General features: G+C 68.2%; 22 protein-coding genes and 3 tRNA genes. 15 read left to right on the top strand and 10 right to left on the bottom strand.

Annotated elements, in window-relative coordinates; translation table 11 throughout:
• The first annotated feature begins 6 nt into the window (after nucleotides 1-6).
• A complete protein-coding gene (gene queG, locus BLT78_RS20400) occupies nucleotides 7-1,071 on the top strand; it encodes a tRNA epoxyqueuosine(34) reductase QueG (protein ID WP_090351804.1) in 1,065 nt (354 codons plus the stop codon).
• Here the strand turns inward: queG and BLT78_RS20395 are convergent, their stop codons facing one another.
• Nucleotides 1,072-1,833, bottom strand: a complete 762-nt coding sequence (locus BLT78_RS20395; protein WP_090351803.1) for a YdcF family protein — start codon at nucleotides 1,831-1,833, stop codon at nucleotides 1,072-1,074.
• A 115-nt stretch (nucleotides 1,834-1,948) separates the two neighbouring features.
• On the opposite strand from BLT78_RS20395, the gene BLT78_RS20390 reads away from it, so the two are divergent.
• The 5 genes from BLT78_RS20390 (at nucleotide 1,949) to arfA (ending at nucleotide 7,087) form a co-directional block, all read left to right on the top strand.
• Nucleotides 1,949-2,392 (top strand): thioesterase family protein, encoded by a 444-nt coding sequence (locus tag BLT78_RS20390; RefSeq protein WP_090351801.1) that lies wholly within the window; start codon nucleotides 1,949-1,951, stop codon nucleotides 2,390-2,392.
• Nucleotides 2,393-2,489: 97 nt separating this feature from the next.
• Nucleotides 2,490-5,108 carry a leucine--tRNA ligase gene (gene leuS / locus BLT78_RS20385; RefSeq protein ID WP_090351800.1) on the top strand — a complete coding sequence of 873 codons (2,619 nt, stop codon included), beginning with the start codon at nucleotides 2,490-2,492 and terminating at the stop codon, nucleotides 5,106-5,108.
• Between the two features lie 56 nt (nucleotides 5,109-5,164).
• Entirely contained in the window at nucleotides 5,165-5,749 is a 585-nt protein-coding gene (locus BLT78_RS20380; protein ID WP_090351798.1) for an LPS-assembly lipoprotein LptE, read from the top strand.
• A gap of 36 nt (nucleotides 5,750-5,785) precedes the next feature.
• On the top strand, nucleotides 5,786-6,823 hold the full coding sequence (gene holA / locus BLT78_RS20375; protein ID WP_090351797.1) for a DNA polymerase III subunit delta: 1,038 nt from the start codon (nucleotides 5,786-5,788) through the stop codon (nucleotides 6,821-6,823).
• Between the two features lie 87 nt (nucleotides 6,824-6,910).
• On the top strand, nucleotides 6,911-7,087 hold the full coding sequence (arfA, locus tag BLT78_RS20370) for an alternative ribosome rescue factor ArfA (protein ID WP_090351795.1): 177 nt from the start codon (nucleotides 6,911-6,913) through the stop codon (nucleotides 7,085-7,087).
• Between the two features lie 6 nt (nucleotides 7,088-7,093).
• On the opposite strand, the gene BLT78_RS20365 is transcribed toward arfA, so the two are convergent.
• From BLT78_RS20365 to BLT78_RS20355, 3 genes are read right to left on the bottom strand one after another with little or no spacing between them, the layout of a single operon-like run.
• Nucleotides 7,094-7,792 carry an energy-coupling factor ABC transporter permease gene (locus tag BLT78_RS20365; RefSeq protein ID WP_090351794.1) on the bottom strand — a complete coding sequence of 233 codons (699 nt, stop codon included), beginning with the start codon at nucleotides 7,790-7,792 and terminating at the stop codon, nucleotides 7,094-7,096.
• The gene (locus tag BLT78_RS20360; protein WP_090351792.1) at nucleotides 7,789-8,256 is read right to left on the bottom strand and encodes an FAD/FMN-containing dehydrogenase; all 468 of its coding nucleotides are present in this window, start codon (nucleotides 8,254-8,256) and stop codon (nucleotides 7,789-7,791) included. Before BLT78_RS20360 ends, BLT78_RS20365 begins: the two co-directional genes overlap by 4 nt.
• Nucleotides 8,253-8,678 (bottom strand): GNAT family N-acetyltransferase, encoded by a 426-nt coding sequence (locus tag BLT78_RS20355; protein WP_090352438.1) that lies wholly within the window; start codon nucleotides 8,676-8,678, stop codon nucleotides 8,253-8,255. The genes BLT78_RS20360 and BLT78_RS20355 overlap by 4 nt, the downstream gene beginning before the upstream one ends.
• 225 nt (nucleotides 8,679-8,903) lie before the next feature.
• Between BLT78_RS20355 and BLT78_RS20350 the strand changes: the two genes are divergently transcribed.
• On the top strand, nucleotides 8,904-9,077 hold the full coding sequence (locus BLT78_RS20350; protein WP_090351790.1) for a DUF3094 family protein: 174 nt from the start codon (nucleotides 8,904-8,906) through the stop codon (nucleotides 9,075-9,077).
• A gap of 60 nt (nucleotides 9,078-9,137) precedes the next feature.
• Nucleotides 9,138-10,436, top strand: a complete 1,299-nt coding sequence (locus BLT78_RS20345) for an NAD(P)/FAD-dependent oxidoreductase (protein WP_090351788.1) — start codon at nucleotides 9,138-9,140, stop codon at nucleotides 10,434-10,436.
• Between the two features lie 136 nt (nucleotides 10,437-10,572).
• Here BLT78_RS20345 and BLT78_RS20340 read toward each other — a convergent pair.
• From BLT78_RS20340 to BLT78_RS20330, 3 genes are all read right to left on the bottom strand, one after another.
• Nucleotides 10,573-10,647, bottom strand: a tRNA-Lys gene (locus BLT78_RS20340).
• 5 nt (nucleotides 10,648-10,652) lie between these two features.
• Nucleotides 10,653-10,729 (bottom strand) — tRNA-Pro (locus tag BLT78_RS20335).
• Nucleotides 10,730-10,738: 9 nt separating this feature from the next.
• Nucleotides 10,739-10,814 (bottom strand) — tRNA-Asn (locus BLT78_RS20330).
• Between the two features lie 191 nt (nucleotides 10,815-11,005).
• On the opposite strand from BLT78_RS20330, the gene BLT78_RS20325 reads away from it, so the two are divergent.
• Nucleotides 11,006-13,297, top strand: a complete 2,292-nt coding sequence (locus BLT78_RS20325) for a DUF1631 domain-containing protein (protein WP_157719558.1) — start codon at nucleotides 11,006-11,008, stop codon at nucleotides 13,295-13,297.
• A 95-nt stretch (nucleotides 13,298-13,392) separates the two neighbouring features.
• On the opposite strand, the gene clpB is transcribed toward BLT78_RS20325, so the two are convergent.
• From clpB to rluD, 3 genes are all read right to left on the bottom strand, one after another.
• On the bottom strand, nucleotides 13,393-15,957 hold the full coding sequence (gene clpB, locus BLT78_RS20320; protein WP_090351785.1) for an ATP-dependent chaperone ClpB: 2,565 nt from the start codon (nucleotides 15,955-15,957) through the stop codon (nucleotides 13,393-13,395).
• 236 nt (nucleotides 15,958-16,193) lie between these two features.
• Nucleotides 16,194-16,943, bottom strand: a complete 750-nt coding sequence (pgeF, locus tag BLT78_RS20315) for a peptidoglycan editing factor PgeF (RefSeq protein ID WP_090351784.1) — start codon at nucleotides 16,941-16,943, stop codon at nucleotides 16,194-16,196.
• Entirely contained in the window at nucleotides 16,940-17,902 is a 963-nt protein-coding gene (rluD, locus tag BLT78_RS20310) for a 23S rRNA pseudouridine(1911/1915/1917) synthase RluD (protein ID WP_090351782.1), read from the bottom strand. Before rluD ends, pgeF begins: the two co-directional genes overlap by 4 nt.
• 144 nt (nucleotides 17,903-18,046) lie before the next feature.
• Here rluD and BLT78_RS20305 point away from each other — a divergent pair, with 144 nt between their 5' ends.
• The 6 genes from BLT78_RS20305 to BLT78_RS20280 all read left to right on the top strand — a co-directional run bounded on the left by BLT78_RS20305 (nucleotide 18,047) and on the right by BLT78_RS20280 (nucleotide 25,232).
• Nucleotides 18,047-19,063, top strand: coding sequence for an outer membrane protein assembly factor BamD (locus BLT78_RS20305; RefSeq protein WP_090351780.1), 1,017 nt, complete (start codon nucleotides 18,047-18,049; stop codon nucleotides 19,061-19,063).
• A gap of 276 nt (nucleotides 19,064-19,339) precedes the next feature.
• Nucleotides 19,340-19,564, top strand: a complete 225-nt coding sequence (locus BLT78_RS20300; protein ID WP_090351779.1) for a PP0621 family protein — start codon at nucleotides 19,340-19,342, stop codon at nucleotides 19,562-19,564.
• On the top strand, nucleotides 19,557-21,152 hold the full coding sequence (locus tag BLT78_RS20295; RefSeq protein WP_408003117.1) for a sensor histidine kinase: 1,596 nt from the start codon (nucleotides 19,557-19,559) through the stop codon (nucleotides 21,150-21,152). The genes BLT78_RS20300 and BLT78_RS20295 overlap by 8 nt, the downstream gene beginning before the upstream one ends.
• A gap of 2 nt (nucleotides 21,153-21,154) precedes the next feature.
• The gene (locus BLT78_RS20290) at nucleotides 21,155-22,507 is read left to right on the top strand and encodes a sigma-54-dependent transcriptional regulator (protein ID WP_090351778.1); all 1,353 of its coding nucleotides are present in this window, start codon (nucleotides 21,155-21,157) and stop codon (nucleotides 22,505-22,507) included.
• Between the two features lie 297 nt (nucleotides 22,508-22,804).
• On the top strand, nucleotides 22,805-24,136 hold the full coding sequence (gene gdhA / locus BLT78_RS20285; RefSeq protein ID WP_090351776.1) for an NADP-specific glutamate dehydrogenase: 1,332 nt from the start codon (nucleotides 22,805-22,807) through the stop codon (nucleotides 24,134-24,136).
• 238 nt (nucleotides 24,137-24,374) lie between these two features.
• Nucleotides 24,375-25,232 (top strand): response regulator transcription factor, encoded by an 858-nt coding sequence (locus BLT78_RS20280; protein ID WP_090351775.1) that lies wholly within the window; start codon nucleotides 24,375-24,377, stop codon nucleotides 25,230-25,232.

Here is a 25,232-nt window from a genome sequence, read left to right as displayed (position 1 = left end):
CCAGCCATGTCGACCAGTACTCCCGATCTCGCCGCCCTCGCCCAGGCGATCAAGACCTGGGGCCGCGAGCTGGGCTTCCAACAGGTCGGTATCGCCGACGTCGAACTGAGCGCGCACGAGGCGCACCTCGCACGCTGGCTGGCCGTCGGCTATCAGGGCGAGATGGACTACATGGCCGCCCATGGCCACAAGCGCTCGCGGCCGGCCGAGCTGGTGCCGGGCACCCTGCGGGTGGTGTCGCTGCGCATGGACTACCTGCCCGGAGACACGCGCATGGCCGAGACGCTCGCCGCCTCGGAGAAGGCCTACGTGTCGCGCTACGCCCTCGGCCGCGACTACCACAAGCTGGTGCGCAAGCGCCTGCAGCAGCTGGCCGAGCGCATCCAGGCGGCAATCGGTCCGTTCGGCTACCGCGCCTTCGTCGACAGCGCGCCGGTGCTGGAAAAGGCCCTCGCCCAGCAGGCCGGGCTCGGCTGGATCGGCAAGAACACCCTGCTGCTGAACAAGTCGGCCGGCAGCTGGTTCTTCCTCGGCGAACTGTTCGTCGACCTGCCGCTGCCGGTCGACGCACCGCACGAGCGCGAGCACTGCGGGCGCTGCCAGGCCTGCCTGGACATCTGCCCGACCGCCGCCTTCGTCGGCCCGCAGCTGCTGGATGCGCGGCGCTGCATTTCCTACCTGACCATCGAGCTGAAGGGCAGCATCCCCGAAGAGCTGCGCGCGCCGATCGGCAACCGCGTGTTCGGCTGCGACGATTGCCAGCTGGTCTGCCCGTGGAACCGCTTCGCCCGCCCCACCGGCGAGGGCGACTTCCAGCCGCGCCACGGCCTGGACAACGCCGAGCTGGCCACACTGTTCCGCTGGAGCGAGGAGGAGTTCCTCAGCCGCACCGAAGGCTCGCCGCTGCGGCGCGCCGGCTACGAGCGCTGGCTGCGCAACCTGGCGGTCGGCCTCGGCAACGCGCCCAGCAGCATCCCGGTGCTCGAGGCGCTGCGCCTGCGCCGCACGCATCCGTCGGCACTGGTGCGCGAGCATGTCGAGTGGGCCCTAGCCCGCCACGGCGCGGCCTGATCAGCGATACAGCAGCGGATAGAGCAGCAACCCGGCCGCCTCGTTGAGCAACTGGCTGCTCTGCCATACCGACAGCGCCTCGGGCAACCAGCCGCCGAACGGTCGCCCGTTGGCGACACCGAGAAAGCCCATCGGCGCCGGGACCACCTCGAAGCCCATGCGCTCGAAGCACCAGCGCGCCCGCGGCATATGCCAGGCCTGGGTGACCAGCACGATGCGCCGCACGCCAGCATCGCGCAGCAGCGGGGCGCTGAGCCTGGCGTTCTCCCAGGTGGTGCGGCTGCGTCCCTCCAGCCAGCGCACCGTCACCCCGAAGTCCTCGGCCAGCACCTCGGCGAACAGCTCGGCCTCGCTGGGCGGCTCGCCGAAGTGCAGGCCGCCGCTGACCAGGATCGGCAGGCCACTGGCCCAGTGCAGGCGCGAGGCCAGGCGGGCGCGCTCCAGAGCCAGCAGGCTGGGCTGGTCACCACCCCAGGCGGGATCGCCGCGCTCGCGCCCGCCACCGAGCACCACGATGGCCTCGGCGCGCTGCGCCAGCGTCGGCCACTCGTTTACCAGCAGCGCCGGCTCACGCTCGAGCAGGCGCGCACCGTGCTCGACCACCACCGGCAGGCTCAGCAGCCACAGGCCGCCGAGCCCCAGCACCGCGCAGGCCCGCGCCAGGCGGGGGCGGCGCCGGCGCCACCACCAGGCCAGCAGCAGGAGCAGGAGCAACCCGCCCGGCGGCAGCACGAGTTGCTTGATCAGATAGCGCAGCGGCACCTTGCCTCTCCTTTTTCGGCCGGGCGATTGCGGGCACTCCTGAATCATATAGTGGATTCGTGCCCACCCGGCTCGTAGCATGGGCGCCTCATCGCCACCTGCAGGAGCTCCCGAGATGACCACCGCCGCGGACACCCCCACCCTGGCCATCGACAGCCAGTACGAACTCGCCTATCGCGTCAGCGGCAGCGACTCGCCGCGCACCCTGTGCTCGGAGCCCGGCGACGACTTCCCCGACGTACTGGCCACCGCGCGCATGGTCGGCCTGCTGGAGCTGGCCGCCGCGCGGCTGATGCGCCCGCTGCTCAAGGACGGCGAGCTGTCGGTCGGCGTCGGCGTCGACGTTACCCACCTGGCCGCCACTCCGCTGTTCGAGACGGTGCGCGCCCGCGCCACCTTCCTCGGCATGGACGGCAAGCTGTACGCCTTCCGCGTCGAGCTGTTCGACGACGGCGGCAAGGTCGGCGAAGGCCGTCACACCCGCGCCATCGTCGCCACCGAGCGTCTGCTGAAGAGCACCGAGAAACGCCTGCAGGCGGCGCGCAACCCCCAGTCCTGAGCGCAGTCGCCCCGCGGATCAGGGTTTCCCCTGATCCGCGGGGGTCATGTATGCTTAGGGGCTTTCGTCACCCCCTCTTTTCCAGTCCGGCAGAGCCATGCACGAACAGTATCAGCCCCGCGAGATCGAAGCCGCCGCGCAGTCCCACTGGGCCGCGCACCAGTCCTTTGAAGTGAGTGAACAGCCCGGCAAGGACACCTTCTATTGCCTGTCGATGTTCCCCTACCCGAGCGGCAAGCTGCACATGGGCCACGTGCGCAACTACACCATCGGCGACGTGATCGCGCGCTACCAGCGCATGCAGGGCAAGAACGTGCTGCAGCCGATGGGCTGGGACGCATTCGGCATGCCGGCGGAGAACGCCGCGATGCAGAACCAGGTCGCCCCGGCCGCCTGGACCTACGCCAACATCGACTACATGAAGACCCAGCTGAAGAGCCTGGGCCTGGCCATCGACTGGTCGCGCGAGGTCACCACCTGCAAGCCGGACTACTACCGCTGGGAGCAGTGGCTGTTCACCCGCCTGTTCGAGAAGGGCGTGATCTACCGCAAAAACGGCACCGTCAACTGGGACCCGGTGGACCAGACCGTGCTGGCCAACGAGCAGGTGATCGACGGTCGCGGCTGGCGCTCCGGCGCGCTGGTCGAGAAGCGCGAGATCCCGATGTACTACTTCCGCATCACCGCCTACGCGGAAGAACTGCTGGCCGACCTCGACAAGCTCGACGGCTGGCCCGAGCAGGTCAAGACCATGCAGCGCAACTGGATCGGCAAGAGCTTCGGCGCCGACATCGAGTTCGCCTACGACGCCGCGACCTGCGGTGGCGAAGGCCGCCTGAAGGTCTACTCGACCCGTCCGGACACCCTGATGGGCGCCACCTACGTGGCGGTCGCTGCCGAGCACCCGCTGGCCCAGCGCGCCGCCGAGCACAACGCCGAACTGGCCGCCTTCATCGCCGAATGCAAGTCCGGCTCGGTCGCCGAGGCCGACGTGGCGACCATGGAGAAGAAGGGCCTGCCGACCGGCCAGTTCGTCATCCATCCGCTGACCGGCGACAAGCTGCCGGTATTCGTCGCCAACTACGTGCTGTGGGGCTACGGCGAAGGCGCGGTGATGGCCGTACCGGCCCACGACGAGCGCGACTTCGAGTTCGCCAACAAGTACGGCCTGCCGCTGGTGCAGGTCTACCGCAAGGCCGAGGGCGACGACGACTTCAGCGCCAGCCAGTGGCAGGCCTGGTACGCCGACAAGGCCGGCCTGGTCACCGTCAACAGCGGCAAGTACGACAACCTCGAGTTCCAGGCCGCCTTCGACGCCATCGTCGCCGACCTGGAAGCGAGCGGCCACGGCGCCCGCAAGACCCAGTTCCGCCTGCGCGACTGGGGCATCAGCCGCCAGCGCTACTGGGGCTGCCCGATCCCGATCATCCACTGCCCGAGCTGCGGCGACGTGCCGGTGCCCGCCGAGCAGCTGCCGGTGGTACTGCCCGAGGACGTGGTGCCGGACGGCACCGGCAGCCCGCTGGCCAGGATGCCCGAGTTCTACGCGTGCAGCTGCCCGAAGTGCGGCGCCGCCGCCAAGCGTGAAACCGACACCATGGACACCTTCGTCGAGTCGTCCTGGTACTACGCGCGCTACGCCTCGCCGAAGTTCGAAGGCGGCATGGTGGACAAGGCCGCGGCCAACCACTGGCTGCCGGTAGACCAGTACATCGGCGGCATCGAACACGCCATCCTGCACCTGCTCTACGCGCGCTTCTTCCACAAGCTGATGCGCGACGAGGGCCTGGTGGACAGCGACGAGCCGTTCACCAACCTGCTGACCCAGGGCATGGTGATCGCCGAGACCTACTACCGCCTGCAGGAGAACGGCAGCAAGCTGTGGTTCAACCCGGCCGACGTCGAGGTCGACACCGACGCCAAGGGCAAGGCGATAGCCGCGCGCCTGAAGAGCGACGGCCTGCCGGTGGAGATCGGCGGCACCGAGAAGATGTCCAAGTCGAAGAACAACGGCGTCGACCCGCAGACCATGATCGAGCAGTACGGCGCCGACACCTGCCGCCTGTTCATGATGTTCGCCGCACCGCCGGAGATGAGCCTGGAGTGGTCCGACTCCGGCGTCGAGGGCGCCGCGCGCTTCCTGCGCCGCATCTGGCGCCTGGCCCAGGCCCACGTCGCCGCCGGCCTGCCGGGCGCGCTGGACACCACCATCCTGAACGATGCGCAGAAGGAGATCCGCCGCGCCATCCACCTGGCCATCAAGCAGGCCAGCCAGGATGTCGGCCAGCACCACAAGTTCAACACCGCCATCGCCCAGGTGATGACCCTGATGAACGTGCTGGAGAAGGCACCGACCGAGAGCGCCCAGGATCGCGCCCTGCTGCAGGAAGGCCTGGAGGCCGTGACCCTGCTGCTGGCGCCGATCACCCCGCACATCTGCCACGCGCTGTGGCAGGCGCTGGGCCACGGCGACGCGGTGATCGACGCCGCCTGGCCTACGGTCGACGAGTCCGCCCTGGTGCAGGACACCCTGACCCTGGTGGTGCAGGTCAACGGCAAGCTGCGCGGCGAGATCCAGGTCGCCGCCGCGGCCTCCCGCGAGGAGATCGAGACCGCCGCGCGCGGCAACGAGAACGTGCTGCGCTTCACCGAGGGCCAGACCATCCGCAAGGTGATCGTGGTGCCCGGCAAGCTGGTCAACATCGTCGCCAACTGACGTCAGCATCCAACCCGCCGCCCGCCATGCGGGCGGCTGCATACGAGGGAAGATCGATGAAATCCAGCCTGACCGGCCTGCTGCTGGTGCTGCTCACCACTCTGCTCGCGGCCTGCGGCTTCCAGCTGCGCGGCACCGGCAGCGATGCCTTCGCCCTGCGCGAGCTGGACCTCAAGGCGCGCAACGCCTACGGCGATACCGTCAAGGACGTGCGCCGCGCCCTGGAGAACAGCGGCGTGCGCGTGCACGGCGGCGCCCCCTACCAGCTGGTGCTGGTCGGAGAAGGCCAGAAGCAGCGCACCGCCAGCTACACCAGCGCGGCGCGCAGTGCCGAGTACGAGATGACCGCCAACCTCGCCTACGAGATCCGCGGCAACCAGCTGACGCTGCTGCGCGACCAGGTGGCGACCCAGAAGGTCTACGTGCACGACTCCAACAACCTGGCCGGCACCGACCAGGAAGCCGAGCGGGTGCGCACCGAGATGCGCCGCGAGCTGGTCCAGCAACTGCTCCTGCGCCTGCAACAGCTTAGCCCGGCACAGCTCGCCGAACTGCAGGAAACCGCCCAGGCCAAGGCCGAAGCGGAGGCCAAGGCGGCCGCTGCCGCTCGCCAGGCCGCGCCGGCAACCCCGGCCCGCTGATCGACCACGGGGCCTGCGGGCCCCGTTTTCGCGCCGATGAAACTCAATCCCGCACAGCTGGCCAAGCACCTGCAGGGCCCGCTCGCCCCCGTCTACGTGGTCAGCGGCGACGAGCCGCTGCTCTGCCAGGAAGCCTGCGACGCCATCCGCGCCACCTGCCGCGCCCGCGACTTCAGCGAGCGCCAGGTGTTCCACGCCGATGCCGGCTTCGACTGGAACCTGCTGCGCGAGGCCAGCGCCAGCCTGTCGCTGTTCGCTGAAAAACGCCTGCTCGAGCTGCGCCTGCCCTCCGCCAAACCGAGCGACGAAGGCATCGCCGTGCTGCTCGACTATCTGGCGCGCCCGGCCGAAGACACCGTGCTGCTGCTCAGCCTGCCGCGCCTCGACGGCAAGGTGCAGAAGAGCAAGTGGGCCAAGGCGCTGATCGAGGGCGACAACAGCCAGTTCGTGCAAATCTGGCCGGTGGACGCCACGCAGTTGCCGCAGTGGCTCCGTCAGCGTCTGAGCCAGGCCGGCCTGGCCGCCAGCGCCGAAGCGGTGGATCTGCTGGTGGCGCGCATCGAGGGCAACCTGCTGGCCGCGGTACAGGAGATCGAGAAGCTCAAGCTGCTGGTCGAGGGCAACCAGGTCGACGCAGCCACCGTGCAGGCCAGTGTCGCCGACAGCGCGCGTTTCGACCTGTTCGGCCTGCTCGACGCCGCCCTGGGCGGTGAGGCGGCGCACGCCCTGCGCATGCTCGAAGGGCTGCGCGGCGAAGGCGTGGAGGCAGCGGTGATCCTCTGGGGCCTGGCGCGCGAACTGCGCCTGCTGGCCAGCCTGGCCCAGCAGCACGGCCAGGGCCTGCCGCTGGAGCGACTGATCGCCCAAGCCAAGCCGCCGATCTTCGGCAAGCGCCAGGGCCTGGTCGGCCGCGCCGTGCAGCGCCATCCGGCGAGCCGCTGGCAGCAGCTGCTGCGCGACGCCCAGCGTATCGACGAACAGATCAAGGGCCAGGCGCCCGGCGATCCGTGGAACGGCCTGGCGCAGCTGACCCTGCAGATCGCCGGGGTCCGCCTCAGCCTGCCCAGCGAATAGTCCAGCACCGCGGCGCTGGACATTTTCCGTACAGCAGCCGATGATGCGCGCGCCGGCAGACCCGCCGGCTCAGCACGAGGCAAGCTCATGGCCAAGCAACGCAAATCCGGCCCGAACAAGGCCAAATCCCTGGTCGCACAACCGCTGTTCCGCTGTCGCCAGGAACAGCCCGCCAAGGGCAAGGGCAGCTACCGCCGCGAAGCCTTCCGGTTCACCGACCGGGAGGCTTCTTCCTTTGTGGCTCCGGCAAATCTCGCCGCCTGAGCCTTCTCAGCTCTCGTCCCCACCCTTGCCCTCCTCCTTCCACGGCGCCTGCAGGTAGCGGGTGCGGTTGAAGGTCTCCAGCCACTCCGGGTAGTAGACCACCAGCGCGGTGATCACCGTGCCGTTGATGAAGGCCTCGGGGAACATGATCAACCAGAGGAAGCCGGCGAAGTCGTCCAGCCAGGGCGGCATCTGGTAGATACCGTCATTGAGCAGCACGCCGAGACCGGCGAGCAGCACCAGCACCGCCACCAGCGCCGCCGGAAAGAACCCGCTGAAGAAGATGTAGACGAACAGGTTGCGCGGCTGCAGACGCTCGACCGCCCGCGCACAGGCCTCGGTGACCAGCACCGGGATGAGGATCAGCAGCACGCCGTTGACCCCCAGCGCCAGGGCATCCTGGCGCCCCAGGCCGACCAGCGCCAGCTGCGCGGCGAAGGCCGACAGTACCGCCAGCGGCCAGTCGAGCAACAGGGTCACCGCGGTCATGCCGATGAAGTGGAAGGACAACCCGGAGGCGAAGTCGCGCCGCACCAGCCACAGCAGGAACAGCGCCAGCACGGTGCCGAACAGCAGGTGCTGGCGGCGGAAATCGCTGCACAGCTCGACCCAGGGCGCATGCCAGAGCGCCGCCAGCAGCAGCGGCAGGAACAGCAGGGCGCCCAGCCACAGGCTGGCCTCGCTGAGCAGTTCGGCGGCGATCACGGCGCGACCTGCTCCAGCGCCGTGCGCAGCGCCGCCGCATCGGTGAAGCTGCGCCGCTCGCGCAGCACGCCCTGCTCCAGCTGCAGCCACAGCACGCCCGCCTCGGGGGCGGCGTACTGCGGCACCACCTGCGCCTCGCGATCGAGCAGCACACGGTAGCTGTAGTCGCGCATCGCCGGGATGGCGAACAGCTTGCCGATCAGGCTGGGCATGCCACTGATGTCGGCGACGAACAGCGCCCGACGCGCCTCGAGGTAGCCCTTGGGTCGGCCCTCCAGCGCCGCCTTGACCAGCTTGGCGCCGTCCATGCTGCGCGCCACCAGCAGGATATGCAGCTGGTCATCGAGGGTGTAGGACTGCTCGAACTGATCGCTCAGGGTCCAGGGCGGCAAACGCTCGCCGGTCTCCAGCGCCTGCGCGCTGCCGACCAGCAGGACCAGCCCCAGCAACAGCCATGCTTTCATGCTTTCTGCTCCACAGTGGAAAAAACACGGATATCGCGACGCTCGAGCCAGCCGCGGCGGGCGCGCCAGAACGCCAGTGCCGCCGGCGCGGCGTCGAGGACGAAGACATGGCTCTTGGCGATACCCTGCGCGGCCAGGCGCGCCAGCACCGCCTCGATCAGTGCGCTGGCGATACCGCGGCGCCGATGGCCGGGATCCACCACCAGGTGCTGCAGGTAGCCGCGCCTACCGTCATGCCCGGCCAGCAGGCTGGCAACGATGGCGCCATCGACTTCGGCGAGCAGACTGAGCCCGGGGTTGCGCTCCAGGTAGGCGCAGAAGGGCGCGCAGGCATCCTCGGCGCGCAACTGGATGCCCGGGGTACGCGCCCACAGCGCATGGAGAGCGGCATGATCGGCAGAGGTGACTTCGCGCAGGTGCATTTCCGGAACCATGGCCATGATGCCGCTCAGTTTACACCGCCCTCTCCCGTCCCAGAGTACCCGCGACAACCTGACAGTGCGCGCCCACTGGACTAGCCTTCAACCTGAGATGCCCCCGGACTGATGCGCGCACGGCTACCCGGGAGCCCGGGCGGCACTTCGGTAGCATTGAGCCACCCGCCGCCACCTGCTTACAATGGTCGAATTGCCTTTTTCGAGACTGCCATGCCCAGTCGCCTGAGCCCCGAAGACCAGCGCCGCGTCGAGCACTACCTGAGCGCTCCGCAACACCAGGTCGAACGCCAACCGTTCCGCCCCTGGCTGCTGCTGGCCGTCGTGCTGGCCGTGGTCGTCGGCCTGGGCCTGCTGAGCCGCCTGCTGGCCTCCCTCGCGCAATGAGTCCAGCTCCTGGCCGCCGCCAGTCTCCCCCGCTTTTTCCAAGCCTTGCGAGACCCATCCATGACCCATCACATCGTGATCGTCGGCGGCGGCGCCGGCGGCATCGAACTGGCGACCCGCCTGGGACGCCGCCTCGGCAAGCGCGGCCAGGCGCGCATCACCCTGGTTGACGCCAACCTCACCCACATCTGGAAACCGCTGCTGCACGAGGTGGCCGCCGGCTCGCTGAACTCCTCGGAGAACGAGCTGAACTACGTCGCCCAGGCCAAGTGGAACCACTTCAAGTTCCAGGCCGGCCGCATGTGCGGCCTCGACCGCGCGCGCAAGGTGATCCGTCTCGAGGCCATTCACGACGACCGCGGCGAGGAACTGGTGCCGGCGCGCGAGATCGCCTACGACACCCTGGTGCTGGCGGTCGGCAGCAAGACCAACGACTTCGGCACGACCGGGGCGGCCGAACACTGCCTGTTCCTCGACTCGCGCGCCCAGGCCGAACGCTTCCACAATCTGCTGCTCAACCAGTACCTGTGCGCCCACGCCCACCCGCAGCGCGAGGGCGCGGCGCAGATCAACGTGGCCATCGTCGGCGCCGGCGCCACCGGCGTCGAACTGGCCGCCGAACTGCACCACGCAGCCCTGCTGCTAGCCGCCTACGGCCTGGAGGGCATCCGCCCGCAGGACCTCAACCTGACCCTGATCGAGGCCGGCCCACGGGTGGTTCCCGCCCTGCCCGAGCGCATCAGCCGGCCGGTGCACAGCACCCTGGAGAAGCTGGGCATCACCGTACTGGTCAACTCGCCGGTCAAGGAGGTCACCGCCGAAGGCCTGCACACCGCCGACGGCCAGTTCATCCCGGCCACCCTCAAGGTATGGGCGGCCGGCATCCGCGCGCCGGAATTCCTCGCCGACATCGACGGCCTGGAAAGCAACCGGATCAACCAGCTGGTGGTGCAAGCGACCCTGCAGACCACCCGCGACGAGCACATCTTCGCTCTCGGCGACTGCGCCGCCTGCCCGATGGAGGATGGCAAGAGCGTGCCGCCGCGCGCCCAGGCCGCCCACCAGCAGGCCTCGCTGCTGGCCAAGTCCCTGGCGCGCCGCCTGCAGGGCCAGCCGCTGCTGGAGTACCGTTATCGTGACTACGGCTCGCTGATCTCGCTGTCGAGCTTCAGCGCCGTGGGCAACCTGATGGGCAATCTGACCGGCGACGTGATGCTCGAGGGGCGCCTGGCGCGCTGGTTCTACATCTCGCTGTATCGCCTGCACCAGATGGCGCTGTACGGGCCGTTCCGCACCCTGCTGCTGATGATCAGCGATCGTCTCGGCCGCAGCACCGAACCGCGCCTCAAGCTGCACTGATGGCCGCGCTCGCCGTCTCGAGGGCACGACCCGCGAGACGGCGAGCCAGGACATCGCGAAGAAAACGCGGACAAACAAAAAAGCCGGAAGGCCTCGCGGCACTTCCAGCTTTTCGGTCCTTCCGCAGAAGGAAATATGGTGGGTCGTGTAGGGGTCGAACCTACGACCAATTGGTTAAAAGCCAACTGCTCTACCACTGAGCTAACGACCCAAAACTGGTCGGGGTAGAGAGATTCGAACTCCCGACATCCTGCTCCCAAAGCAGGCGCGCTACCGGACTGCGCTATACCCCGCCTGGAAGTTGGCTCCGCGACCTGGACTCGAACCAGGGACCCAGTGATTAACAGTCACTTGCTCTACCGACTGAGCTATCGCGGAACGTCGAGACTTCCAACCCTCTACGGTGATCAGCGCTGCTGATTTCCCGTGTCAGTGGCGCGGCATTCTACCGACATCCGAAGCTATGTCAAGCATTTCATTAGCTTTTTTCCAGCGCTTGGCAGAAGCGCGGCCCCTTGCTATATCTGCACCCACTCTGAAAGCACTGGGCGATGGCCCGCCGGACCAGCATGAGCCCTACCCCTCCGTCTACCCCATCCACCCCGACACCGCTGGCCAGCCGCAGCCTGCGGCCACGCTTCAGCGCGCTCGAGCAACGCTGCCTCGAACTGGCGATGAACCATCTCGACCAGTCGCTCAACCTGGCCCTCACCCAGGCCGAAGAGGCCCTGTTCAACCAGGCCGAGCAGGCGACCAGCAACCAGGAGCAGGCGCTGTTCTTCGACGGCATGCGCGCCGTGCGCAACCAGCGCCCGCAGGTCGTGCGGGTTTTCCACCAGTGTCTGGCTGGCTTCTTTGCCACCTTCCTGGAAGGGCGCGAGCCCCAGGTCCGACCGAGCGCCACCGAACTGTCGTTACTCGAGCATGACGAGCATGAGGAGCGCCTGCAGCTCGACCAGCTGGCGCGACGCTGCCGCAGCCGCTGCACCCGCCAGCTCGGCGCACTGGAGCGCCGTCTGGCGCAGCTGACGCCAGCACCGGCAGCCGCCCTGCGCCAGGACAACCCATTCGCACCGGAGTCGCTGGCCGAAGCCTTCCGCCAGGCGCTCGCGGCCGATCCCCTGCCGCTGGTCATCCGCCGCACGCTCTACGAGCTGTTCGAGCAACAGGCCCTGGCCTCTCTCGACGGACTCTATGCCGGTCTGAACCAGCAACTGATCGAAGCCGACGTCCTGCCCCAGCTCAGCGACCAGCCTCCGCCACTGCGGCAGCCGCAGCAACTGCCCGGCAAGGTCGAGCCCGCGCCGCGCGGCCCGGACAACAGCGCCACATCCAGCCGAGCGCCCGCCACCGACAGCGACGCCTGGGGCAACGAGCCGCGCAGCGAGAGCGAGCAACTGTTCCGCGGAGTCACCCGCCTGCTCAGTCGTCGCCACGCTCATGAACCGTCTCTGCCGACCGCCAGCGCCGCGCCAACGCCAGCGCCGTCACCGGGTAGCGGCGGCCTGTACAGCGAAGAGGAGCTGATCGCCGCACTGACCCGTCTGCAACAGGTCAGCATGCGCGAACTCGGCACCCCTGCCCAATCCAGACAGGACGCCCAGCAACTCAAGGCCCGCCTGCATGCCGAGCTGGAGGCCGCCTGTACGCTGCCCGCGCGCCAGCAGCTCGACCGCGACGCGGCGGACATCATCGATCTGGTCGGCATGCTGTTCGCCTTCATCCTCGACGACCCCAGCCTGCCGGATCGCTGCAAGACGGTGCTCTCGCACCTGCACACCCCCTACCTGAAGCTCGCCCTGAGTGATCGCGAACTGTTCACCCGCGACATCCATCCGGCGCGCCAGCTGCTCGACAACATGGCCAAGGCCGGAGCTCGCTTCGCCGAGGACGACGATGCCTCCGGACTGTTGGCGAAGATGCAGCAGATCGTCGAGCGCATCCTGCGCGACTTCGACAGCGACAGCAGCCTGTTCAGCGAGTTGCTGCTGGACTTCGAGGAACACCTGCGCCGTCTGCAGCAGCGCGTCGAGCTGCGCGAGAAGCGCGCCCTCGACACCGCGCGCGGGCGCGACCGCCTGCATGTCGCCCACCAGCAGGCCGCAGCGCAGATCCGCCGGGTGCTGGCCGGACGCACGCTGCCGCGCCCGATGCAGGAGCTGATGGTCAAAGGCTGGCGTGACGTGCTGGCCCTCATCCACCTGCGCCAGGGCGAGGACAGCGAGGAATGGCGGCAGGCCTGCCAGGCTGCCGAACAACTGGCCTGGAGCTGCATGCCACTCGAGCGGCACGACCGCGAAAACATGCAGCGCGAGCGCCTGGGTCTGCTCGACCGCCTGCGCGAAGGCCTGCAACAGCTCGGCAGCCTGAGCGACGCCGACATTCGCCGTCTGCTGCAGGACGTGATCGCCTGCCAGCATGCCGTCCAGGCCGGCCAGCCCGAACTGGTCGCCGAGCTGACGGTCAAGCTGCCGGACAACAGCCTCGGTGCCCTGCTGCAGCCACCAGCCGCCCCGGAGCCACTGACCGAGGAGGAGGAAGCGCTGCCGCCCGAGCTGGAAACCCTGCTGCGTCAGCTCGAGGGCCTGCCCTTCGGCAGCCTGTTCGGTTTCCTCGAGGATGGCCAGGTACACCGCCTGCGCCTGTCCTGGTTCAGCCCGGCCAGCCGCCACTACCTGTTCATCGACCCCAGCGGCCAACACAGCCGCACCTGGTCGGCGGCCCGCCTGGCGCAGGGCCTGCACGACGGCAGCGTCTACCTGCTCGGCCAGCCGAGCGACAGCCCGCTCATGCAGCGCGCCCTGCAGGCGATCTACCGGGTACTGCAGCGCCTGGAGGACGGCCAACCGGCCGGCGACTGAGTTCCTTCCGGAAGAAACAGCAAAAAGGCACGGCTCCTGCGGAGTCCGTGCCTTTTTGCTGCCGGGGCCGGCAAAGCGTCCCGCCCCGGCCTACCTCAGGCGAACACGATCTGCTCGCCCTCGACCCGCGCGTGGATGGTAGCCCCCGGGGCGAACTCGCCGGCGAGGATCTGCTGCGCCAGCGGGTTCTCGATCCAGCGCTGGATCGCGCGCTTGAGCGGCCGCGCGCCATACACCGGGTCGTAGCCGACGGCGATCAGCTTCTCCAGCGCCTCGGGCGTCAGCTCCAGCGCCAGGTCGCGCTCGGCCAGCCGACTACGCAGGCGCGCCAGCTGGATCTCGGCGATGCCGCCGATCTGCTCCTTGCCCAGCGGATCGAACACCACCACCTCGTCGATGCGGTTGATGAACTCGGGGCGGAAGTGCTGGCTCACCGCATCCATCACCGCGGCGCGCTGCGCCTCCGGATCGCCGACCAGCTCCTGGATCTGCGCCGAACCGAGGTTGGAGGTCATCACCACCACGCAGTTCTTGAAGTCCACGGTGCGGCCCTGGCTGTCGGTCAGCCGGCCGTCCTCGAGCACCTGCAGCAGCACGTTGAACACGTCCGGGTGGGCCTTCTCCACCTCGTCCATGAGGATCACCGAGTACGGCTTGCGCCGCACCGCCTCGGTCAGATAACCACCCTCCTCGTAGCCGACATAGCCCGGCGGCGCGCCGATCAGGCGGGCCACCGAGTGTTTCTCCATGAACTCGGACATGTCGATGCGCACCATCGCCTCCTCGGTGTCGAAGAGGAACTCGGCCAGCGCCTTGCACAGCTCGGTCTTGCCCACCCCGGTCGGACCGAGGAACAGGAACGAGCCGCTCGGCCGGTTGGGGTCGGCGAGGCCGGCGCGCGAGCGGCGCACCGCGTTGGACACCGCCACCACCGCCTCGTGCTGACCGATCACCCGCTTGTGCAGCTCGGCCTCCATGCGCAGCAGCTTGTCGCGCTCGCCCTCCATCATCTTGGCCACCGGGATGCCGGTCCACTTGGACACCACCTCGGCGATCTCCTCGTCGGTGACGCGGTTGCGCAGCAGCTGCTTGTCCTTCTGCGCGCTGCTGTCGACGCTGGCCAGCTTGCGCTCCAGTTCGGGAATCACCCCGTACTGCAGCTCGGCCATGCGCTGCAGGTTGCCCTGGCGACGGGCGGTCTCCATGTCGGCGCGGGCCTGCTCGAGCTGCTGCTGGATCTGCGCCGAGCCCTGCACCTCCGCCTTCTCCGACTTCCAGATCTCCTCGAGGTCGGCGTATTCGCGCTCGAGCTTGGCGATGTCCTCCTCCAGCTTGGCCAGGCGCTTCTGGGTGGCTTCGTCGGTTTCCTTCTTGAGCGCCTCGCGCTCGATCTTCAGCTGGATCAGCCGGCGATCCAGGCGGTCCAGCTCCTCGGGCTTGGAGTCGATCTCCATGCGGATGCGGCTGGCGGCCTCGTCGATCAGGTCGATGGCCTTGTCCGGCAGCTGGCGGTCGGTGATGTAGCGGTGGCTGAGCTTGGCGGCGGCGATGATCGCACCGTCGGTGATGGTCACCCCGTGGTGCACCTCGTAGCGTTCTTTCAAACCGCGCAGGATGGCGATGGTGTCCTCCTCGCTCGGCTCGTCGACCAGCACCTTCTGGAAGCGGCGCTCCAGCGCGGCGTCCTTCTCGATGTACTGGCGGTACTCGTCGAGGGTGGTGGCGCCGACGCAGTGCAGCTCGCCGCGCGCCAGCGCCGGCTTGAGCATGTTGCCGGCATCCATCGCGCCTTCGGCCTTGCCGGCGCCGACCATGGTGTGCAGCTCGTCGATGAACAGGATCACCCGGCCTTCCTGCTTGGCCAGCTCGTTGAGCACCGCCTTGAGGCGCTCCTCGAACTCGCCGCGGAACTTGGCACCGGCGATCAGCGCGCCCATGTCCAGCGACAGCAGGCGTTTGTCCTTGAGGCCGTCGGGCACCTCGCCGTTGACGATGCGCTGGGCCAGGCCCTCGACGATGGCGGTCTTGCCCACACCCGGCTCGCCGATCAGCACCGGGTTGTTCTTGGTGCGGCGCTGCAGGACCTGGATGGTGCGACGGATCTCGTCGTCGCGACCGATCACCGGGTCGAGCTTGCCGTCCTCGGCGCGCTTGGTCATGTCGATGGTGTACTTGTCCAGCGCCTGGCGCGACTCCTCGGCGTTGGGGTCGTTGACCGCCTCGCCGCCGCGCAGGTTGGCGATGGCGTTCTCCAGCGCCTGCTTGCTCACCCCCTGGGCCAGCAGCAGCTTGCCGAGACGGGTGCCGCCGTCCAGCGCGGCGAGCAGCACCAGCTCGCTGGAGATGTACTGGTCGCCCTTCTGCTGGGCCAGGCGGTCGGCCTGGTTGAGCAGGCGGGCGAGATCCTGCGACATGTTCACGTCGCCGGTGGGGTTCTGGATCTTCGGCAGGTCGTCGAGCGCCTTGGCCAGCGCCTGGCGCAGGGCGGCGATGTCGAAGCCGACCTGCATCAGCAGCGGGCGGATCGAACCGCCCTGCTGCTCGAGCAGGGCGGACATCAGGTGCACGGGTTCGATGGCGCTGTGGTCGCGGCCCACGGCCAGCGACTGGGCATCGGACAGGGCCAGTTGCAGTTTGCTGGTCAAACGGTCGATACGCATGGGTTCGTCCTTCGCAAGCGACGGCGGAGCGGCCTTGCGGCATCCGCCTGGGAATCGGGTTGCAGGATAGATGAGGACGATCGTCGGCGATTCAAGGGCCGCGGACTTGACCGGGGTCAAGCGGGACGCGGAGCGTCAGACTCGTAGGGTAGAAGACTCGCGCAGCGATCTTCTACCGATGGGATGGGCGCGCGGTGGCAGGCAATCGCTTCGCGAGTTGCCTACCCTGCGCCCATTCAGGGCTGTGCCGACTCCAGCCAGACCAGGCTGGCCAGCCGCCCGGTGCGCGGCTCGCGGCGGAAGGAATAGAAACGCTCGGCGTCGCCGTAGGTACACAGCCCGCCGCCGTACACCGCGGTGACGCCGACGGCGGCGAGGCGGATGCGCGCCAGCCGGTACAGGTCGGCCATGAAGCGGCCGGGATTGACGCTGGGCACGAAGGCCACGGCCGCCTCGGCATGCTGCGCGACGAAGGCCGCGCGCACCTCGGCGCCGACCTCGAAGGCCTGCGGACCGATGGCAGGTCCCAGCCAGACCAGCACCTCGCCCGCCGGGCAGCCCAGCGCGGCGACCGTGGCCTCCAGCACCCCGGCGGCCAGCCCGCGCCAGCCGGCATGCGCCGCGGCGACCCGCGTGCCGGCGCGGTCGCAGAACAGCACCGGCAGGCAGTCGGCGGTCATCACGGTGCAGGTCACGCCCGGCGTGGCGCTCCAGCTGGCGTCGGCCTCGGCCACCTGCGCGGGGTCGGCCTCGACCACCGCCACGCCGTGCACCTGGCTGAGCCAGGCCGGCCGGCAGCCGAGCAGCTGCTGCAGGCGGCGGCGGTTCTCGGCCACCGCAGCCGGATCGTCGCCGACGTGATCGCCGAGGTTGAGGCTGTCGAACGGCGGCCGGCTGACGCCGCCGGCCCGCGTGGTCACGCCGGCGCGCACATTGGCCGGCGCCGGCCAGTCGGGGATCAGCAGATCGCCGACCTGCAGGCTCATCCGATGAACGCCTCGCGGTCACCGCGCAGCAGGTTGAGCAGCTCGACGAAGTCGTCCGGCAGCGGCGACTCCCAGCCCAAGCGCTCGCCGGTCAGCGGATGATCCAGCTCGAGGAAACGTGCGTGCAGAGCCTGGCGCGGGTAGTCGCGCAGCGCCTGCACCAGCACCGGGTTGGCCGCCGGCGGGATGCGGAAACGGCCGCCGTAGACCGGGTCGCCGACCAGCGGGAAGTGCTCGTGAGCCATGTGCACGCGGATCTGGTGGGTACGCCCGGTTTCCAGCTTGACCCGCACGTGGGTGTGCGCGCGGAAGCGCTCGAGCACCCGGTAGTGGCTGACCGCCGGCTTGCCGGTACTGGTCACCGCCATCTTCTGGCGCTGCTGCGGGTGACGACCGATGGGCGCGTCGACCTTGCCCCCGGAGGTGACCACGCCGACCACGATGGCCTCGTAGATGCGGCTGACGCTGCGCGCCTGCAGCTGGGCGACCAACTGGGTGTGCGCCTCGAGGGTCTTGGCCACCACCATCAGACCTGTGGTGTCCTTGTCCAGGCGGTGGACGATACCGGCGCGCGGCACGCTGGCCAGACCGGGGGCATGGTGCAGCAGGGCGTTGAGCAGGGTGCCGTCGGCATGCCCGGCCGCCGGATGCACCACCAGTCCGGCCGGCTTGTCGATCACCAGCAGCTGGTCGTCCTCGTAGACGATGTTCAGGGCGATATCCTGGGCCTGGTACTCGACCTGGGCTTCGCGCTCGGCCTCGAGCTGCAGCACGGAGCCACCGTGAACGGTGTCGCGCGGGCGCAGCACGGCGCCATCGACGGTGAGGCGGCCGTCCTTGATCCAGCCGGCCAGGCGCGAACGGGAGTGCTCGGGGAAAACCTGAGCGGCGATCTGGTCAAGCCGCTGTCCGCCCAGTTCGGACGGCACCTCGGCACGCAATTGAATGAGTTCGGACATGGCGGACATCGGGAGGGCCGTGCGGCTTTGGTTGGCCACAGGCTTGTGGTTAAATACGGCGTCTTTTTCCCCAGAGGATTCTGGGGCGCCAATCATATCAGGCCGGCCCCTGTCACGCACCCGGCCCCAGGGAACCCTAGCGCCATGCAAGTGAAACACCTGCTGCTGATCGCCACCCTCGCCCTCACCGCGGCCTGCTCGTCGAAGCAGGTGATCGACGAAAACCTCAGCGAGACCGAGCTGTACCAGCAGGCGCAGGAGCACCTGGACAACGACAGCTACACCAGCGCCGTCGACACCCTCAAGGCCCTGGAATCGCGCTACCCGTTCGGTCGCTACGCCGAACAGGCCCAGCTCGAGCTGATCTACGCCTACTACAAGAACCAGGAGCCGGAAGCCGCCCGCGCCGCAGCCGAGCGCTTCATCCGCCTGCACCCGCAGCACCCGAACGTCGACTACGCCTACTACCTCAAGGGTCTGGCTTCATTCGACCAGGACCGCGGCCTGCTGGCGCGCTTCCTGCCGCTGGACATGACCAAGCGCGATCCGGGCGCCGCCCGTGACTCGTTCAACGAGTTCGCCCAGCTGGTCAACCGCTACCCGAACAGCCGCTACGCCCCGGACGCCAAGGCGCGCATGATCTACCTGCGCAACCTGCTGGCTGCCTACGAGATCCACGTCGCCCACTACTACCTCAAGCGCGACGCCTACGTCGCCGCCGCCAACCGCGGCCGCTACGTGGTGGAGAACTTCCAGGAAACCCCCGCGGTCGGCGACGGCCTGGCGGTGATGACCGAGGCCTACCAGCGCCTGGGCCTGGACGACCTGGCCGCCACCAGCCTGGCGACCCTCAAGCTCAACTACCCCGAGCACCCGAGCCTGGTCGACGGCGAATTCCAGCCGCGCGAGGAAGAGACCGACAACCGCTCGTGGCTGAGCCGCGCCACCCTCGGCCTGATCGAGACCGAGACGCCGCTGCCGCCCGGCCAGACCCGCGCCAGCCAGGACATGCAGCGCCAGTACCAGGAAGCGCTGGACGCCATCCCCGAGGAACTGGAGCCGCACAACGCCGGCGAGACGGCCGCTAGCGAAGACGCCGACGAAGCCGCGGCGCCGAAGCGTTCCTGGTGGAGCCGGCTGACCTTCGGCCTGTTCGACTGAGGCGAAGCGGACATCGATACAAGGGGAGGCTCCGGCCTCCCTTTTTCTTGCGCGTCGAATGCCAGCCGCAGCCTGCCCGCGGGCCAGGGCGCCCTCGAGGTGACGGCGAAACAGCACCTGCTCAGCCCTCGAAACGGGCAACGCCCGACGGAGCCCTCCGCCCATCGCCCACTTCAGAGCCCACACCTGCTGCAGCGCACACTCGCGGCGGGCGGTGCTGGGCGCGCGGGGCCGGCTTGGCTACACTGGCGCCTCCTCGCGCCCCTCGAGAGCACCATGGCTCGCCTACTGACCCTGATCGCCCTGTTCGCCGTCGCCTGGTGGCTGTGGCGCCGCTTCACCCGCCCGAAGCCGCCACGCTCCCCTGCCGCGCCCAAGCCCCAGCCGATGGTGCGCTGTGCCCGCTGCGGAGTGCACGTCCCCCAGGGCGAGGCGCTCGCCCACGACAACCGCTGGTACTGCTGCCGTGACCATCTCGAACAGGATCGCTCCGCTGAATAACGCCGACCTCTGGACGCCGGGGCTCGCCCAGGGGCAACGCATCCTGCGCCTCTACCACCTCTATCGCCTGTGCGTCGGCCTGGCCACGGTACTGCTGATCAGCAGCAACATGCACCGCGAACTGCTCGACATGGTCGACGCCGAGCTGTTCCGCTACGCCGGCTGGGCCTATCTGGCGATCAACGTGGTGCTCGGCGTGCTGATGCAGCAGACCAGCCGGCCGCTGCCGATCTTCGGCCTGGCGCTGTTCGACATCAGCCTGCTCAGCGTGATGTTCTACGCCAGCGGCGGCCTGTCCAGCGGCGTGGCGCCGCTGCTGGTCATCTCCGTGGCGATCACCAACAGCCTGCTGCCCGGGCGCTTCGGCCTGCTGATCGCCGCGCTGGCCAGCAGTGCACTGATCTACCTGACCTTCTATCTCAGCGTCAGCCGCCCCTCCGCCGCCAGCCACTACGTGCAGGCCGGCGCCCTGGGCGCCCTGTGCTTCGCCGCCGCGCTGATCATCCAGGCCCTCAGCCGGCGTCTGCAGCAGAGCGAAACCCTGGCACGCCGCCATGCCGCCGACGTCGCCGACCTGCAGGCGCTCAATGCCCAGATCCTGCAGCGCATGCGCACCGGCATCCTGGTGCTCGACCCGCGCAATCGCGTGCTGATGGCCAACCCCAGCAGCCTGGCCCTGCTCGGCCAGGAGCACCTGGTGACCCTGCCGCTCGACGAGCGCTGCCCGCTACTGCTCGAGCGCCTGCAGCAATGGTTCGAGAATCCCGCCCTGCGCCCGCAGCCCCTGCAGGCCTTCGCCGAAGGCCCGGTGCTGCAGCCGAGCTTCGTCCCTCTGCGACGCAAGGGCGAGCGCGACATCCTGGTGTTCCTCGAGGATGTCTCCCAGCTCGCCCAGCAGGCGCAGCAACTCAAGCTGGCCTCTCTCGGCCGCCTGACCGCCGGCATCGCCCACGAGATCCGCAATCCGCTGGGCGCCATCAGCCATGCCGCGCAGCTGCTGCAGGAGGCCGAAGACCTGTGCGCCGCAGATCGCCGGCTGACCCAGATCATCCTCGACCATTCGCGGCGCATGAACCTGGTGGTGGAGAACGTCCTGCAGCTGTCGCGGCGACGCCAGGCTGAGCCGCAACTGCTCGACCTGCGCTACTGGCTGCACCGTTTCGTCGCCGAGTTGCGGCAGAGCCTGCGCGACGACCCGATCATTCATGTGCAGAGCGAAACCGGTACCATCCAGACCCGCATCGATCCCCAGCAACTGACCCAGATTCTCACCAACCTGGTGCAGAACGGCCTGCGCTACAGCGCGCGCAAGCATGGCAAGGGCCAGGTGTGGCTGAAACTGTTCCGCGACAGCCCGAGCCAGCTGCCGGTGCTGGAGATCGTCGACGACGGCGACGGCATCCCCGCCGAGCAGCTGGCCAATCTGTTCGAGCCCTTCTTCACCACCGAGAACAAGGGCACGGGCCTTGGCCTGTACATCTCCCGCGAGCTGTGCGAGAGCAACCGCGCCCGCCTCGACTACGTCCCCCGCGAAGGCGCCGGGGCGTGCTTCCGCATCACCTTTGCCCATCCGAAGACCGCGAGCTGACCATGGCGCAACGAGCCCTGATCGTCGACGACGAACCCGACATCCGCGAGCTGCTGGAAATCACCCTCGGCCGCATGAAGCTGGACACCCGCAGCGCGCGCAACGTCAAGGAGGCGCGCGAGTGGCTCGCCCGCGAGCCATTCGACCTGTGCCTGACCGACATGCGCCTGCCCGACGGCACCGGCCAGGAACTGGTCCAGCTGATCCAGCAGCGCTACCCGCAGACCCCGGTGGCGATGATCACCGCCTACGGCAGCGTGGACACCGCGATCAACGCGCTCAAGGCCGGCGCCTTCGACTTCCTCAGCAAGCCGGTGGACCTCGCCCGCCTGCGCGAGCTGGTGGCCACCGCCCTGCGCCTGCGCGCACCGCAGGCCCAGGATGAGGCTGAAGGCTCGGTGGACAGCCGCCTGCTCGGCGACTCGCCGCCGATGCGCGTCCTGCGCAAACAGATCGCCAAGCTGTCGCGCAGCCAGGCGCCGGTGTACATCAGCGGCGAGTCCGGCAGCGGCAAGGAGCTGGTGGCGCGCCTGATCCACGAACTGGGCCCGCGCAGCGAGCAGCCGTTCGTGCCGGTCAACTGCGGCGCCATCCCCTCCGAACTGATGGAAAGCGAGTTCTTCGGCCACAAGAAGGGCAGCTTCACCGGCGCCGTCGAGGACAAGCCGGGCCTGTTCAAGGCCGCCGACGGCGGCACCCTGTTCCTCGACGAGGTGGCCGACCTGCCGCTGCCCATGCAGGTCAAGCTGCTGCGCGCCATCCAGGAGAAGGCCGTACGCGCGGTCGGCGGACAACAGGAGGTTGCTGTGGACGTGCGCATCCTCAGCGCCACCCACAAGGATCTGGCCGCCGAGGTCGCCGCCGGGCGCTTCCGCCAGGACCTCTACTACCGCCTAAACGTCATCGAACTCAAGGTGCCGCCGCTGCGCGAGCGCCGCGAGGACATCGGCCTGCTCGCCGAACGCGCCCTGCAGCGCCTGGCCGCCGAGTGCGGCCTGGAGCCGGCGCAACTCACTGAGGATGCCCTGGAGAAGCTGAAGAACTACCGCTTTCCCGGCAACGTGCGCGAGCTGGAGAACATGCTCGAGCGGGCCTACACCCTCTGCGAGGACGACGTCATCCAGGCCAGCGACCTGCGCCTGGGCGACGCTCCCGCCGCCGCGACTGGCGGCGACGGCGGCGCGGGCAATCTGGCGCGGATCGACGATCTCGAGGACTTTCTCGAGAACATCGAGCGCCAGGCGATCATGCAGGCCCTCGAGGAAACCCGCTGGAATCGCACCGCCGCCGCCCAGCGTCTGGGCCTGTCGTTCCGCTCCATGCGCTACCGGCTGAAGAAGCTCGGCATCGACTGAGGCGTCCGGCGAGCCAGGCAACCGCCTGGCGGGATGGGGCAGCCGGCACTCCGGCGCCCCACCACGCCCCAAAACACTTCACACAGCCAGAATCGCGCACCATAAAAGCACACAACACAATCACGAAAATCCCGCCTAGAAAGCCACACAGAGCGTCCCGCTCGCACACACTTACAAAAAAGCACCAAAAAGATTCACAAATGCGTCACGATGCACTATCTTGGAGCCACCAAAAGTTCCAATGATTCCTGCCATCTCACTGGCCGGCCCCGTTCATCGCAACCTCCGAGGCATCCCATGTCCCTTGACGCCTTCCTGACGCAAATCAAGCGCCGCGATCCCGATCAGCCCGAATTTCACCAGGCGGTCGAAGAAGTGGTACGCAGCCTGTGGCCGTTCCTGCAGAGCGAGCCGCGCTACCTGAAGGCGGGGATCCTCGAGCGCATCGTCGAGCCGGAGCGCGCCATCCTGTTCCGTGTACCGTGGGTCGACGATCAGGGCAACGTCCGCGTCAACCGCGGCTACCGCGTGCAGATGAGCAGCGCCATCGGCCCGTACAAGGGCGGCCTGCGCTTCCACCCGTCGGTCAACCTCGGCGTGCTGAAGTTCTTGGCCTTCGAGCAGGTGTTCAAGAACTCGCTGACCTCCCTGCCCATGGGCGGCGGCAAGGGCGGCTCCGACTTCGACCCGAAGGGCAAGAGCGACGGTGAAGTGATGCGCTTCTGCCAGTCGTTCATGAGCGAGCTGTACCGCCACATCGGCGCCGACCTCGACGTGCCGGCCGGTGACATCGGCGTGGGTGCCCGCGAGATCGGTTTCATGTACGGCCAGTACAAGCGTCTGGCCAACGAGTTCAGCTCGGTGCTGACTGGCAAGGGCATGAGCTACGGCGGCAGCCTGATCCGTCCGGAAGCCACCGGCTACGGCTGCGTGTACTTCGCCCAGGAAATGCTCAAGACCCGTCACGAAGGCTTCGAGGGCAAGCGCGTGGCCATCTCCGGCTCGGGCAACGTCGCCCAGTACGCCGCGCAGAAGGTCATGGAGCTGGGCGGCCAGGTGATCTCCCTGTCCGACTCCACCGGCACCATCTTCATCGAAGGCGGCCTGACCTGCGAGCAGTTCGACTACCTGATGGATCTGAAGAACGTCCGTCGTGGCCGCATCGAGGAGATGGCTGCCCACTTCGGCCTGCAGTACCTGGCCGACCAGCGTCCGTGGAACCTGCCCTGCGACATCGCCCTGCCGTGCGCCACCCAGAACGAACTGGACGCCGAGGACGCGCGCACCCTGCTGAAGAACGGCTGCATCTGCGTGGCCGAGGGCGCCAACATGCCGTCCACCCTGGAAGCGGTCGACCTGTTCATCGAGGCCGGCATCCTCTATGCCCCGGGCAAGGCCTCCAACGCCGGCGGCGTGGCCGTGTCGGGCCTGGAAATGAGCCAGAACGCCATGCGCCTGCTGTGGACCGACGGCGAAGTGGATGCCAAGTTGCACAGCATCATGCAGAACATCCACCACGCCTGCGTCAGCTACGGCGAGGAGAATGGCCGCATCAACTACGTCAAGGGCGCCAACATCGCCGGCTTCGTCAAGGTCGCCGATGCCATGCTGGCCCAGGGTGTGGTCTGAGTCGTCAGACGCGGACCCAGCCTGAAGAAAGAGCCGGCCTCGCGCCGGCTTTTTCCTGTCCGATACTCACTGGGCCGCACGTTTATCTCGGCACCACCGCCACAACTCAGCCGATCGGCCCAGCGCATCAGGAATTCGCTTTAAGAGACTGATTTTTTAGGAAGAATCTGTCTCACAGCCGGCACGTACCTGTTCTTAACTACTAAGAGAAACAGAAGATCGCCGAGTAGTCACAGGAATGAGTACCAAGGCCACGCGAAAGCCCCGTCTGTTATGGTTCGACCTGAGCAGCACACGTAGTGCCGCGCAGTGCATTCAAGCGTTCCTCCCCCATTGCCACATCGACCAGGCCTGCGGACTGGATGACCTGACTGCGGAGGCGGACAAGCCGGCACCGGACATGCTGTGCCTGCAATTCGACCGTCCCGACAGCAATGGCCTGAACCTGCTGATGGAGATCAAGCAGCGCTCACCCTCGTTGCCGATCACCATGCTTACCGTGCAGCACTCCGAAGAGCTCGCCGTCTGGGCATTCCGCTCCGGCGTATGGGAGTACCTGGCGCTTCCCCTCAGTCATGCCGAGTTCAACCGCTACCTGCGCTCCCTGCGCGACCTCTGCGAGATGCGTGCGCGCCCAGCGGGCACTCAGCGCCAGCGCCCCCGTCGCACCGAGCGCTTGCCAGACTGCGTGCGCCTGAATCGCGAGCAGCATGTCCAGCAGCCACTCCTTGCAGCCATCACCCACATCGACAGCCATTTCCGCGAGCGGATCGACGAAAGCGATATGGCCGCACTCTGTGCGATGAGCACCGTGCGCTTCAGCCGTCTGTTCAAGCAGTACTGCGGCATAGGCTTCCAGGAGTACGTGACGCGCAAGCGCATGCAGGCTGCCGAGGAGCTGCTGTTCAACAGCGACATTCCGGTATCCAGCGTGGCCTATACGGTGGGTTTCAAGGATCCCTCCTATTTTTCCCGCGCCTTCCGCCAGCACTTCGGCCGGAGCCCGAGCGCCTGCCGCACTCATCGCCGGCAACCGCCCTCCCAGCTCGATGAGACGAGTGAAAGCGCCGACGGGGAAATCCTGCAGGTCAGTTGA

This window comes from Pseudomonas oryzae, assembly GCF_900104805.1.
Lineage (GTDB): Bacteria > Pseudomonadota > Gammaproteobacteria > Pseudomonadales > Pseudomonadaceae > Geopseudomonas > Geopseudomonas oryzae.
This window is presented reverse-complemented; position numbering and strand designations above follow the sequence as displayed.